This is a genomic window from Aeromonas sp. S19(2024) (assembly GCF_041402625.1).
Taxonomy (GTDB): Bacteria; Pseudomonadota; Gammaproteobacteria; order Enterobacterales; family Aeromonadaceae; genus Aeromonas; species Aeromonas caviae.
The window spans coordinates 38,739-52,187 of sequence record NZ_JBGLQU010000007.1; the positions used below are offsets into that span (position 1 = coordinate 38,739).

A 13,449-nucleotide genomic window follows, 5' to 3' on the forward strand; every position below is an offset into this window, starting at 1 on the left:
CTGGCTTGAAAGGGGTTGGGCCGATTGTCCTCAACGCAGGAAGTCGCCTCTATTGTGGTTTTCCACATACCGGGAGCCGGGTTGATCCAGCGCAATAAAAAATGCCCCAGCCCTGCTGAACTGTGACCGGGGCGGCGTTTGCCGCTCCTCCCGGCCCCGTTCGCGTGCAAGCGCACGTCCCGGTGATAGACTGCCCCCTTTGCACCGAGAGGAGAGCCCCCTGCACGCCCCAGTCCCCTTGCCCCTGCTCAGCCTGCTGCTCTGGCTCGCCCTGTCAGCCCTGCCGCTGCGGGTGCAGGCCGCCCCGACCCCCTCTTCGCCAGCGCCAGTGCGACAGGAATCCGCCCCATCCCAGGCCACGCCGGGGCAGACCATGGCCGAGCCGATACGCATCGGCGTGCTGGCAACCCGCGGCCCGGCCCTGGCCAGAGCCCAGTGGCAACCGCTGTTGCGCTGGCTCGCGCAGCGCGTGCCCGACCATCGCTTCGTGCTGCATCCGCTGGGGCTCGATGAACTGGCCGAGGCCGTCGCCCGCGAGCACCTCGATTTCGTCATCACCAACCCGGGACAGTCGGTGAGTCTGGCGCGCCAGTACCCACTGGCCTGGCTCGCCACCCTCAAGAGTCCGGCCGGGGGGGACAACCTCGCCATCGGCGCCGCCCTGGTGGTGCCTGCCCAGGCCCCCTACCGACACTGGCGTGACCTCGAGGGGAAAGCGGTCGCCGCCGTCTCGGAGAACGCCTTCGGCGGCTACCTCGCCTATCGCTTCGAGGCAGGCGAACAGGGGGTCAGGCTGGAGCGCTTCTTCTCCACCGTGCAGTTCACCGGCTTTCCGCTGGACCGGCTCATCGAGCGGCTGGCGGCTGGCGAGGTGGCCGCCGCCATCGTGCCGGTGTGTCAGCTGGAGCGCATGGAGCGGGAAGGCAAGGTCGCCAGGGGAGCGTTTCGGGTGCTGGACGATCAGGCGCCGGCCGGCTTTGGTTGCCAGAGTTCGACCCGGCTCTACCCCAACTGGTCCTTCGCCAAGACAGAGCGGGCCTCCCCCGCGCTGGCGCTGGCGGTGACCCGCGCGCTGTACGATCTGCCCGCTGATAGCGAGGCGGCCATCGCCGCCGATTCGGCGGGCTGGACCGTGCCCACCAGCGAGCTTGCCATCGACCGCCTGCTCAAGGCGCTGGATCGCCACCCGCTGCAGGGCCCCTGGTGGCAAGCGGCCTGGCACTGGCTGCGCCAGCATCAGCAGTGGGGCTGGGGCGCCCTGGCGCTGGTGCTGCTGCTGGGGGGCCACCACCTGCTGCTGCAATACCTGTTCAACCGCAGCCAGCGCCGGCTGCTCAAAGCCCGCCACCAACTCGAGCAGAAGGGACGCCAGCTGGCACAGGCCAGACGGCTCGCCGAACTGGGCGAGCTGGGCGCCAACGTGGCCCACGAGATCAATCAGCCCCTCAGCGCCATCGCCAACTACAGCCAGGGAGCCTTGTTGCGACTGGACAGATTGGCACAGGATCCGACCCAGTCTGCCGCCCAGGCCTCCCTGCGTCAGGCCCTGGAGCAGATAGGACTCCAGGTCCAGCGCATCACCCAGACCGTCAACCGGCTCAGAGCGAGGCTGCAAAAGCGCCCTCCCCGCGTCGCGCCTTGCGACCTGCCCACCCTGGTGGCGGAGCTGTGCCCCCTGCTGGAGCAGATGCTGGCGCCGCTCGACGTTGCCTTCACCCTGCACTGGCGGGGCCAGCCGCACCCGTTGCCACTGGACGGCACCGGGATGGAACAGCTGCTGGTCAACCTCATCAAGAATGGCGCCGAGAGTGCAGCGAAGAGAGCGGCGCAGAGGGCAGCTAAGAGTGCAGCGAAGAGTGCGCGCCCCGCTGTTCACTCTCCTGCTCCCCCCCCTACGCAAGCACCGGCGCAGGAGCCTGCCCGGGTCGAGCTGCTGATCGCCTTCGAGTCGCAGAGCCTGCTGCTGGAGATCCGCGACAACGGCGCCGGCCTGAAGGTCCCCGCGACCGAACTGCAGCAGGCGTTTTACAGCGACAAGCCCGATGGCATGGGGCTGGGGCTCGCCATCTGCCGGGAGGTGGTCGAGAGCCATCGCGGCCAATTCAGCCTGGAGAACCTGAGCCCCCACGGCTGTCTGGCCCGGGTCATTCTGCCCATGCCGCCCCCCGAGGATCACACCTCAGCCACCCCCACCCACCAGCCAACACCGAGGAACTGAGATGACGTTTCCCTCCCGCCCCCCGCTCTATCTGGTCGACGATGACGAGGCCGTGCTCGACTCCCTGCGATTCATGCTGGAGAGCTGCGACGAGCGGCAGCTGCTCAGCTTTGCCGATGGCGAGCGCTTTCTGGCCGAGGTCGATCTGCACCAGCCCGCCTGCCTCATCCTCGACTGCCGCATGCCGGGGCTCTCTGGCCCCGAGGTGCAACAGCGGCTGAAGGCGGCCCAGAGCCCCATCGCCATCCTGTTTCTCACCGGCCACGGCGAGGTGCCGCTGGCGGTGGAGTCCCTCAAGCAGGGGGCGGTGGACTTCTTGCAAAAGCCGGTGCAGCTGGCCCCCCTGCTCGCCGCTATCGAGCGGGCCGAGCAGGCGACGCTGAGCGCGGCCACCCGCCTCGCCCAGCTGGCCGCCTTTGAGCGCCTCACCCCGCGCGAACGCCAGTTGTTGCAGCTCATCGCCCGGGGCCACAAGAACCAGCAGATAGCGCAGGATCTCTGCATTTCGGTGCGCACCGTCGAGGTGTGCCGCGCCAGCCTGATGAAACGCCTGGCGGTGAACTCCCTCGCCGAGATGCTGCTGCGCTACGCGCAGGTGAACGAACAACCCTGAGTGGCCTGCAACCGTACAAAACGGGCAGGGATCACACATTTGGCGCTTCGATGGCGGTAGAGTGCCCTCTTCTCTTCACCAGGATCGCTCGGGTCCTGCGCCTTGTTTCGAGGACACATCATGGAACTGCTTCTGCTCAGCAACGGTAAAACCACAGAACACCCCGGCCTGCTCGGCTGGGCCCGCGACCGGGTGCAAACCCTGCTCGCTCGCAACCAGGTCAAGCGCATCCTGCTCATCCCCTACGCGGTGATCCGCAGCGACTGGGATGCCCGTGCCCGGGAGCTCACCGAGAGTCTGGGGGTGGACGCCATCAGCATCCATCACTTCGACGATCCGGTGGATGCCATCAACCGGGCCGACGCCATCTTCATCAGCGGCGGCAATACCTGGCTCCTGAACCAGCGGCTGCACGAGTATGGTCTGGTGGTCCCCATCCAGCGTGCGGTGCGCGAGCGGGGCGTGCCCTATGTGGGCTGGAGCGCCGGCTGCAACGTGGCCACCCCCAGCATCCGCACCACCAACGACATGCCGGTGTGCAGCGCCGTGGTGCTGCCTGCGCTGGGGCTCTTCCCCGTGCAGATCAACCCTCACTATCTGGACGCCAGCATCAGCGGCCACATGGGGGAGACCCGGGACGAGCGTCTGGCCGAGTTCTGCGCCATCAACCCGAGCGAATCCGTGGTGGCCCTGCGCGAGGCGAGCCTGTTGCAGATCGGCGGCGATCACATCGAGTACTGGAGTGCCCGGGGCGAGACCTTCAAGATCTTCAGGCACGGCGAACCCATCCGGGAATACGGGGACGCTGCGCCTCTGGCAGCGCTCACCCCCTTCACGCCGGCACGCTGATCCTGCCAAACGACAGAGGGATGGCCTGCGCCATCCCTCTTGCTTTGTTGCTCGCCCCTTCGTGATTCATTCCAGAATGGTCATCTCCTCCCGAGAGCCGCTGCGCCCGGGAGCCCTCAGCAACACCACCAGCGGCACGGCGCACAGGCTGACCCACATCATCAGGCGAAAATCCTGCAGGTAGGCGAGCAGGCTGGCCTGCCGGGTCACCTCGCCGTTGATCATGGCCAGCCCCTTCGGCGTCATCAGCTCCGCCATGCCCCCGCCCTGATGCAGGTTGACATTGAACGGGGTGATGTAGGCGGCGAACGCCTCGTGGTTCATCTGGGATCGCTGGGCCAGATAGGTGATCACCACCGAGATGCCGATGCTGCTGCCGATGTTGCGCACCAGGCTGAACAGCGCCGTCCCCTCGTTGCGATAGCGCGGCGCCAGGGTCGCAAAGGTGATGGTGGAGAGGGGCACGAAGATGAAGCCGAGCCCCAGCCCCTGGATGATGCCGGTGCGCACTATGTCCCAGCTGCCGATGTCCGTGTTGAACAGGGTCATCTCCCACATGGAGAAGCTGGTGAGCAGCAGCCCTGACAGGATGAGGTAACGGGCGTCCACCCGGCCCGACAGCCTGCCCACCAGCATCATGGCGACCATGGTGCCCACCCCGCGCGGGGCGAGCAGGTAACCCACGTCGATCACCGGGTAACCCATCAGCCCCTGCATGAAGGGAGGCAGCAGCGTCATGGTCGCCAGCAAGATGATGCCGACGATGAAGATGAAAAGCAGACCGACGCTGAAGTTGCGATCCCGGAACAGGGCCGGTTCTATGTAGGGGTGCGGGTGGGTGAAGATATGCACCACGAAGAGGTAGAACGCCATCACCGTCAGGGCGGTCTCGATGACGATCTCCCGGCTGGCGAACCAGTTCTGGGACTCTCCCCTGTCCAGCGCCATCTGCAACGCCCCGATGCCGAGACTCAGCAGGGCGAACCCCAGCAGATCGAAGCGGCGGCTGGCATCGATCTTCGTCTCCTCGATGAAGGCGGCAAGCCCGAACCAGGCCAGCAGGCCGAACGGCAGGTTGATGTAGAAGACCCAGCGCCAGTTGTAGTACTCGGTGAGCCAGCCCCCCAGCGACGGCCCCAGAATGGGGCCCACCATGACCCCTATCCCCCAGAGCGCCATGGCGGAGCCGTGCTTCTCAGGCGGATAGGTGTCCAGTAGCACCGCCTGTGAGAGGGGCACCAGGCTGGCACCGAAGATCCCCTGAAGCAGGCGGAACAGCACGATCTGATCCAGGCTCTGGGCCGCGCCACACAGCATGGAGGCGACGGTAAAGCCCGCCACCGACCACATGAACAGCCTTTTGCGACCAATTCTTGCCGAGATGAAACCGGTCAGCGGCATGAAGATGGCGGCCGCCACTATGTAGGAGGTGAGCACCCAGGAGATCTGATCCTGGGTCGCCCCCATGGCTCCCTGCATGTGGGGGAGGGCGACGTTGGCGATGGTGGTGTCCAGCGCCTGCATGATGGTCGCCACCATCACCGACAGGGTGATGAAGGTGCGACGGGAAGCCTGGTCTGCCTGCCCTGTGGCTGCGCTCGTCATATCAACCTCGACCTGACAGGCCAGGCAGGGTGCGCTGATGGCCGGTGTCTATCTCGGCGGTGGCACTCAGACCCGCCCTCAGGGTGGGCAGATCCGCTCCCGAATCCAGCTTGATCCGCACTGCCACCCGCTGGGCGATCTTGACCCAGTTGCCGGTGGCGTTCTGGGCCGGGATCACCGAAAACTCGGAGCCTGTGGCCGGGCTCAGGCTCTCCACCACCCCGGTCCAGTGCGCATCGGGGTAGGTATCCACACTGATGTCCACCTTCTGGCCAGGTTGCACATGGGTCAGCTCCGTCTCGGTGAAGTTCGCCTCCACCCAGGGGGTGTCGGTCTCCACCAGCATCATGGCGGTCATGCCCACCAGATTGTACTGGCCGGGCTTGGGCAACTGGCTGACGATGCCGTTGGCGGGGGCATAGATGGTGGTGCGAGCCAGATCCAGCCTGGCCTTGGCCAACTCGGCTGCGGCCTCCTGATAGGCGGGCTGCTGCTCCACCGGCAGGTTCACGTCCCCGCTGAGGGAGGCTTCAATCTTCTTGAGCCCCTCCTCCAGCGCCACCTGCTGCTGGGCGGTCTGTATGGTGAGCTGGCGGGCATCGTCGTAATTGGCGGTGGAGGTGAAGTGCCTGGTCACCAGATCCGCCTGGCGATGCTCCTCCTTCAGGGCATAGGCATGGCGGGTGCGGGCCACGGCGATCTCCGCCTGCTGGCCGCGATAACTGGTCTGCAGCGCCACCAGATCGGTGCGCACCTTGGCAAGTTCCGCCTCGGCCTTGGCCACGGCGACCCGGAAGGACTCCTGATCCAGCTCGAACAGCGGCTGGCCAGCCCGGACCTGCTGGTTTTCCTCGACGAACACCTTGGCCACCCGGCCCAGCACCTCGGTGCTGATGGGGACCTTGTCCGCCTTCACATAGGCGTTGTCCGTCTTCACATAGCGCCCGCCCTGCAGGTAGATAACGCCCGCCCCGATCAGGGCCAGTGCCGGCACCACCACCAGCAACAGCAGGCGGGTGCGGCGCCGGTTGGCGGCGGGACGGGAGGAAGAGGGGGAATCAGTGGTCATGATATGGCTCCACGTTGGTTGGCATCACAGGAAAGCATCAGAGGTGGCCGAGGTTGGCACGCAGGATCTTGAGGGAGCGGCACAGCGCCTCGGTCGCCTCCTCCCCCAGCTCGCCGATGGCCCTCTGATGCACCAGATCGGACGCCTGTTTGATCATCGCCAGATAGGGGGTGGCCCCTTCGGTCAGATGGAGCTGATAGGCACGCCTGTCATGGGGGTCGCTGCGCCGCTCCACCAGGCCGCTCTCCGCCAGCTGATCGAGCTGACGGGCCAGGGTGATGGGCTGGATGTCGAGCCGCTCCGCCAGATCCACCTGGCGGATCCCTTCGCTGCGTGCAATGTGCACCAGAGCTCTGGCCTGGGCCAGGGTGAGGCAGCTTCCCTCCAGCTGCTGCTGGAACTGGCGGCGCATCAGGCGCTGGACGTCGCCGATGAGAAAGCCAAGGGTGTCCGGTTGTTTGTTCATGATATGCAACCTATATAGTAAGCTTTACTTATTATATGCAAAGCGTATCCATGTGCAAGCTGGCCCCGGCCGCCGTTTGGGTTCATGCTGGGTGCCACCACCTCAACGGCAGGAGACACGTCATGGATATCAGGATGGAGCGAGACAGCCTGGGGGAGATAGCCGTCCCGGCGGACAGGCTCTGGGGGGCCCAGACCCAGCGCTCCCTGCATCACTTCAACATCTCGGGGGAGCGCCAGCCCATGGAGATCATCCATGCCCTGGCCCGCATCAAGTCCGCCTGCGCCCGGGTCAACCACGCCCTGGGGCTGCTCCCCGCCCGCAAGGCCCAGGCCATCATGGCCGCCGCCGACGAGATCCTGCGCGGCCTGCACGACGCCGAGTTTCCCCTGATGGTGTGGCAGACCGGCTCCGGCACCCAGACCAACATGAACCTCAACGAGGTGCTGGCAAACCGGGCCAGCGAACTGCTCGGCGGCCCCCGGGGGGAAGCGCGGCTGGTGCATCCCAACGACGAGGTCAACAAGAGCCAGTCCAGCAACGATGTCTTCCCGAGCGCCATGAACCTGGCGGCGGTCACCGCCATCACGCAGCGGTTGCTGCCGGCCCTCGCTGCCCTGAAGCAGACCCTGGCAGGCAAGGCCGCTGCCTTCGACCACATCGTCAAGATTGGCCGCACCCATTTGCAGGATGCCACTCCCCTCACCCTGGGCCAGGAGATCTCCGGCTGGGTCGCCCAGCTTGAACAGGGGGAGCGCCATCTACGGGCCGCCCTGCCCCATCTGTGCGAGCTGGCGCTCGGCGGCACCGCCGTCGGCACCGGCCTCAACTGCCCTCCCGGCTTTGCCGAGGCGGTGGCCAGGACCCTGGCCGAGCAGACCGGCCTGCCGCTGGTGAGCGCCCCCAACAAGTTCGAGGCCCTGGCGGCGAGTGACGCCCAGGTTCACGCCCACGGTGCCCTCAAGACGCTGGCAGCCTCCCTCATGAAGATCGCCAACGACGTGCGCTGGCTGGCGAGCGGCCCCCGCAGCGGGCTGGGGGAGCTGCTCATCCCCGAGAACGAGCCCGGATCCTCCATCATGCCCGGCAAGGTCAACCCGACCCAGAGCGAGGCGCTCACCATGCTGTGCGCCCAGGTGATGGGCAACGATGTGGCCATCAACATCGGCGGCGCCAGCGGCAACTTCGAGCTCAACGTGTTCAGGCCGATGATCGCCTACAACGTCCTGCAGAGCGTGCGGCTGCTGGGGGATGGCATGCAGAGCTTCCACGACCACTGCGCCGTCGGCATCACCCCGAACCAGGCCAGGATCGACGATCTGCTCTCCCGCTCCCTGATGCTGGTGACGGCCCTCAACCCCCATATCGGCTATGACAAGGCGGCCGAGATCGCCAAGCGGGCGCACCATCAGGGGCTCAGCCTGCGGGAGGCGGCCATTGCCTCGGGCCACCTCAGCGCGGAGCAATTCGATGCCTGGGTGATCCCCGCTGAGATGGTGGGTAGCACGCCATAAGGCAGCTCAGCTGCGCGATAACCCGAGCCTGGGTGATCCCCGCTGACATGGTGGGTCGCACGCCATAAGGCAGCTCAGCGCACTGCAATCCCATGCCCGGGGCATACCAGCGCAGGTGGCAGGCGCAGCAAATAGGGACTGTGATGGGCAATAAAGATGAAAAGGGTGCCATGGCGCCCTTTTCATTGCAGATCTGCCGTCAGGTCTTGCTCTGGCAGTTGAACATCCAGTGGGTGCCGAACTTGTCCACCAGGGATCCGAAATAGTCACCCCAGAACATCTCCGCCAGCGGCATCTCCACCTGACCTCCCTCGGCCAGGGCTGCGAACAGGCGATCGGTCTCGCCCCGGCTGTCCGGCTCCAGGTTGAGGTAGCTGTTGTTGCCCTGTACCAGGGTGAACCCCATGCTGGCCGGAGCATCCGTGCCCATCAGCACGTGACCCCCAAGGATGGGCAAGGCCACATGCATCACCAGCTCCCCGTCTTCCTCCGACAAAGGGGGCTGGCCCGGGCAACCCGGGGACTCCTTGAACCTGTGGATGGGGCCGCTGAAGTCTCCGCCGAACACTTCGCGATAGAAGAGGAAGGCAGCCTCCGTCTCCCGGGCAAAATTGAGATAGGTACTGACACGCGCCATGGGTTTCTCCTTGTCACCGATAGCTGGCCCCTGTGGCCAGCTAACAGCATAGAAGAGCACGGGGCTCTGTCAGGTGGCGCTCCGCCCCCTTCTGCGCACGGGGGAGCCGCGCTCACAGCCCGGCTCGGTCGAACACGCAAAAGTGCAACCCGATTCGCAGTGGGTTGCACCTCATGTAGGCATTCATAAGATGCATTGCCAACCCATTAATAATGCTATGAAAAGCGGACAAGCGGCGGGCTTGAAAGGAGCCTGATGGAGACCGGATTCATGGAATAATTCAACAATGTAATCAATACATTAAAATTTCTTGCTTGAAGGTTGCACCTGGTTGCACCATCATCGGCGAAATTTAACCGTCCGGTAATATTGTTACCTTCTAGACACAGGAAGTCCCATGGCCACTACCACCCTCGGCGTCAAACTCGATGAAGCGACCCGCGACCGCCTCAAACAGGCTGCGCAGACCCTGGATCGCACTCCCCACTGGCTGATCAAGCAAGCCATCTTCACCTATCTGGAGCAACTGGATCGCGGTCTGACCCCGCCCGAGCACTCCGGGCTGGCTGCCGCCGCCGGGGAAGAGGCCGTCGAGACCCTGACCGAGCAGGGCATCCAGGTCTTTCTCGAGTTTGCCGAGAGCATTCTGCCCCAGTCCGTGCTGCGGGCCGCCATCACGGGGGCTTATCGCCGCCCCGAGACCGAAGCCGTCCCCATGCTGCTGGAGCAGGCCCGTCTGCCCAAGGAGAAGGCTGACGCGACCCAGAAGCTGGCCATGGGCATCGCCGAGAAGCTGCGCAACCAGAAGAGCGCCAGCGGCCGTCAGGGCCTGGTGCAGGGGCTGCTTCAGGAGTTCTCCCTCTCCTCCCAGGAAGGGGTGGCCCTGATGTGCCTGGCGGAGGCGCTGCTGCGCATCCCCGACAAGGCGACCCGGGATGCCCTCATCCGCGACAAGATAAGCGGCGGCAACTGGAGCCAGCACCTGGGCCAGAGCACCTCATTGTTCGTCAACGCGGCCTCCTGGGGTCTGCTCATCACCGGCAAGCTGGTGGCCACCCACAACGAGGCGGGCATGAACAGCTCCCTCAAGGGACTCATCGGCAAGGGGGGTGAGCCGCTCATCCGCAAGGGCGTCGACATGGCGATGCGCCTGATGGGTGAACAGTTCGTCACCGGCGAGACCATCGCCGAGGCGCTGGCGAACGCAGGCGGCATGGAGAGCAAGGGGTTCCGCTACTCCTACGACATGCTGGGGGAAGCGGCCCTGACCGAGGAGGACGCCAAACGCTATCTGGCCTCCTACGAGCAGGCCATCCACGCCATCGGCAAGGCCTCCCACGGTCGCGGCATCTACGAGGGGCCGGGTATCTCCATCAAGCTCTCCGCCCTGCATCCGCGCTACAGCCGCGCCCAGTACGATCGCGTCATGGAGGAGCTCTACCCCACCTTGCTGGGCCTGACCCAGCTCGCCAGGCAGTATGACATCGGCATCAACATCGACGCCGAGGAGGCCGATCGCCTGGAGATCTCCCTCGATCTGCTGGAGAAGCTCTGCTTCGATCCGTCCCTCGCCGACTGGAACGGCATCGGCTTCGTCATCCAGGCCTACCAGAAGCGCTGCCCCTATGTGATCGACTACGTCATCGATCTCGCCAAGCGCAGCCGTCACCGCCTGATGATCCGTCTGGTGAAGGGCGCCTACTGGGACAGCGAGATCAAGCGTGCCCAGCAGGAAGGGCTGGAAGGCTACCCGGTCTACACCCGCAAGCCCTACACGGATGTCTCCTACCTCGCCTGCGCCCGCAAGCTGCTGGCGGTGCCCGAGGCCATCTATCCCCAGTTCGCCACCCACAACGCCCACTCCCTGTCTGCCATCTATCAGCTGGCGGGTCAGAACTACTACCCGGGCCAGTACGAGTTCCAGTGCCTGCACGGCATGGGTGAACCGCTCTACGAACAGGTGGTCGGCAAGGTGGCCGACGGCAAGCTGGGTCGCCCCTGCCGCATCTATGCACCGGTGGGCAGCCATGAGACCCTGCTCGCCTACCTGGTGCGCCGCCTGCTGGAGAACGGGGCCAACACCTCCTTCGTCAACCGCATCGCGGACAACAACATCTCCCTCTCGGATCTGGTGCAGGATCCGGTGCAGCAGATCGAGCAGATGGCCGCCCGTGAAGGGACCCTGGGTCTGCCCCATCCGCGCATCCCCCTGCCCCGGGATCTCTACGGCGAGGCGCGCCCGAACTCCGCAGGTCTGGATCTCGCGAACGAGCACCGCCTGGGGTCACTCTCTGCCGCCCTGCTCGCCAGCACCAACACCGCCTATCAGGCCGTGCCCATGCTGGGTTGCGACACCGAGGCGCCGACCCAGTTCCAGCCCGTGCTCAACCCGGCGGATCACCGCGATGTCGTCGGTCAGGTGAGCGAAGCCACGGTAGCGCTGGTGGACAAGGCGCTCGCCTGCTCCCTCACGAGCGGCCAGATCTGGCAGTCCACCCCGCCAGCCGAGCGGGCCGCCGTGCTGGACAGGGCCGCCGATCTGATGGAATCCGAACTGCAACCCCTGATGGGCCTGCTGGTTCGCGAATCCGGCAAGACCTTCGCCAACGCCATCGCCGAGGTGCGCGAAGCGGTGGACTTCCTGCGCTACTACGCCGCCCAGGCGCGCAACCACTTCGCCAACGACACCCACAGACCGCTCGGCCCTGTGGTCTGCATCAGCCCCTGGAACTTCCCGCTGGCCATCTTCAGCGGCCAGGTGTGCGCGGCCCTGGCCGCCGGCAATACGGTACTGGCCAAGCCTGCCGAGCAGACCCCCCTCATCGCGGCACAAGCGGTGCGCATCCTGCTGGAAGCGGGGGTTCCCGCCGGTGCGGTGCAACTGCTGCCGGGCCGTGGAGAGACCGTGGGTGCGGCGCTCATCGCGGACGAACGGGTGCGCGGCGTCATGTTCACCGGCTCCACCGAGGTGGCGGGCATCATCTCCCGCAACCTGGCCGGTCGCCTCGACGCCCAGGGTCGCACCATTCCCCTCATCGCCGAGACCGGCGGCCAGAACGCCATGATCGTCGACTCTTCCGCCTTGACCGAACAGGTGGTGATGGATGTCATCTCCTCGGCGTTCGACAGCGCCGGTCAGCGCTGCTCCGCCCTGCGAGTGCTGTGCGTGCAGGATGACGTGGCGGATCGGGTGATCCGGATGCTCAAGGGCGCCATGGCCGAGTACAAGGTCGGCAGCCCCGAGCACCTCTCCACCGACATCGGCCCCGTCATCGACGCCGAGGCCAAGACCAACATCGAACGCCACATCAAGGCCATGGGCGACAAGGGGCGCAAGGTGCACCAGATCGCTCGCACCCAGGGGGATGCCTGCAGCCGCGGCACCTTCGTGCTGCCGACCCTGATCGAGCTCGACAGCCTGGACGAACTGGGACGCGAAGTGTTCGGCCCTGTGCTGCACCTGGTCCGCTACCCGCGCACCCGGCTCGGGGAGCTGCTCGAGCAGATCAACGGCAGCGGTTACGGCCTGACCCTGGGTGTCCATACCCGCATCGACGAGACCATCGCCCAGGTGGTGAATGTGGCCAAGGTGGGCAACCTCTACGTCAACCGCAACATCGTAGGCGCCGTGGTCGGGGTGCAACCCTTCGGTGGGGAAGGGCTTTCCGGCACCGGTCCCAAGGCCGGTGGCCCGCTCTACATGTATCGCCTGCTCGGCGCCCGTCCCCAGGAGGCGGTGGCCAACCAGCTGCACCAGGAGTCCGGTGCCCTGCATGCCGAGGCGAAAGCCCCCCTCGTGGCCCTGCGCGACTGGGCGAGCAAGCAGGATCCGGCCCTCGCCGCCCTGTGCGATCACTACGCCGCGCTCTCCCAGAGCGGCCGTACCCAGCTGCTGACCGGCCCCACCGGCGAGCGCAACAGCTACAGCCTGCTGCCACGGGAACGGGTGCTCTGTCTTGCCCAGGAGAAGGCCGACCTGCTGGCCCAGCTGGCCGCCTGTCTGGCGGTCGGCAGCCAGGTGTTGCTGCCGGACGATGCCCAGACACGCGCCCTGCTCTCTTCCCTGCCGACCGAGGTGCGGGATCCCATCGCGCTGGTGGCGGACTGGGCCACGGGGGAGACGGACTTCGATGCCCTGCTGCACCACGGCGACTCGGATCAGTTGCGGGAAGTGAGCAAGCTCGCCGCCGCGCGCCAGGCAGCCCGTAACGGCGCCATCATCGGTGTGCACGGCCTGCATCGCGGCGAGACCGACATCCCGCTGGAGCGCCTGCTCATCGAGCACGCCCTCTCGGTCAACACCGCCGCCGCCGGTGGCAACGCCAGCCTGATGACCATAGGCTAAGCGCCACATAGTGACGGTGACTCAAGCCCCGCCGATGCGGGGCTTGTTCTTTCGTCTCTGGGACACGCCCATGAAAAAGGCCGCCCCTGTCGGGGCGGCCTTTTTGTTCTCCCTTCCCCCCTTGCGGGAGAAG

The 13,449-nt window shown here is 66.0% G+C and carries 9 protein-coding genes; 5 read left to right on the plus strand and 4 right to left on the minus strand.

What is annotated here, in order from left to right; genetic code table 11:
• The first annotated feature begins 238 nt into the window (after positions 1–238).
• The 3 genes from ACB037_RS14765 to pepE all read left to right on the plus strand — a co-directional run bounded on the left by ACB037_RS14765 (position 239) and on the right by pepE (position 3,680).
• A complete protein-coding gene (locus ACB037_RS14765) occupies positions 239–2,218 on the plus strand; it encodes a PhnD/SsuA/transferrin family substrate-binding protein (protein WP_371175532.1) in 1,980 nt (659 codons plus the stop codon).
• A 1-nt stretch (position 2,219) separates the two neighbouring features.
• Complete coding sequence (locus tag ACB037_RS14770) at positions 2,220–2,831, plus strand: response regulator transcription factor (RefSeq protein WP_371175502.1); 612 nt, start codon at positions 2,220–2,222, stop codon at positions 2,829–2,831.
• A 120-nt stretch (positions 2,832–2,951) separates the two neighbouring features.
• Positions 2,952–3,680 carry a dipeptidase PepE gene (pepE, locus tag ACB037_RS14775; protein ID WP_371175503.1) on the plus strand — a complete coding sequence of 243 codons (729 nt, stop codon included), beginning with the start codon at positions 2,952–2,954 and terminating at the stop codon, positions 3,678–3,680.
• 66 nt (positions 3,681–3,746) lie between these two features.
• Here pepE and ACB037_RS14780 read toward each other — a convergent pair whose 3' ends face one another.
• Genes ACB037_RS14780 through ACB037_RS14790 form a run of 3 tightly spaced genes read right to left on the minus strand, consistent with a single transcriptional unit; the run spans position 3,747 to position 6,820 of the window.
• Positions 3,747–5,285, minus strand: a complete 1,539-nt coding sequence (locus ACB037_RS14780) for a DHA2 family efflux MFS transporter permease subunit (RefSeq protein WP_270703376.1) — start codon at positions 5,283–5,285, stop codon at positions 3,747–3,749.
• A gap of 1 nt (position 5,286) precedes the next feature.
• A complete protein-coding gene (locus ACB037_RS14785) occupies positions 5,287–6,354 on the minus strand; it encodes an efflux RND transporter periplasmic adaptor subunit (RefSeq protein ID WP_371175504.1) in 1,068 nt (355 codons plus the stop codon).
• Positions 6,355–6,391: 37 nt separating this feature from the next.
• Complete coding sequence (locus ACB037_RS14790) at positions 6,392–6,820, minus strand: MarR family winged helix-turn-helix transcriptional regulator (protein ID WP_010673264.1); 429 nt, start codon at positions 6,818–6,820, stop codon at positions 6,392–6,394.
• Between the two features lie 122 nt (positions 6,821–6,942).
• Here ACB037_RS14790 and fumC point away from each other — a divergent pair, with 122 nt between their 5' ends.
• Positions 6,943–8,334, plus strand: a complete 1,392-nt coding sequence (gene fumC, locus ACB037_RS14795) for a class II fumarate hydratase (RefSeq protein ID WP_371175505.1) — start codon at positions 6,943–6,945, stop codon at positions 8,332–8,334.
• A 199-nt stretch (positions 8,335–8,533) separates the two neighbouring features.
• On the opposite strand, the gene ACB037_RS14800 is transcribed toward fumC, so the two are convergent.
• Positions 8,534–8,971, minus strand: coding sequence for a VOC family protein (locus tag ACB037_RS14800; RefSeq protein ID WP_010673262.1), 438 nt, complete (start codon positions 8,969–8,971; stop codon positions 8,534–8,536).
• A gap of 397 nt (positions 8,972–9,368) precedes the next feature.
• Between ACB037_RS14800 and putA the strand changes: the two genes are divergently transcribed.
• The gene (putA, locus tag ACB037_RS14805; protein WP_253585462.1) at positions 9,369–13,316 is read left to right on the plus strand and encodes a trifunctional transcriptional regulator/proline dehydrogenase/L-glutamate gamma-semialdehyde dehydrogenase; all 3,948 of its coding nucleotides are present in this window, start codon (positions 9,369–9,371) and stop codon (positions 13,314–13,316) included.
• Positions 13,317–13,449: the final 133 nt, after the last annotated feature.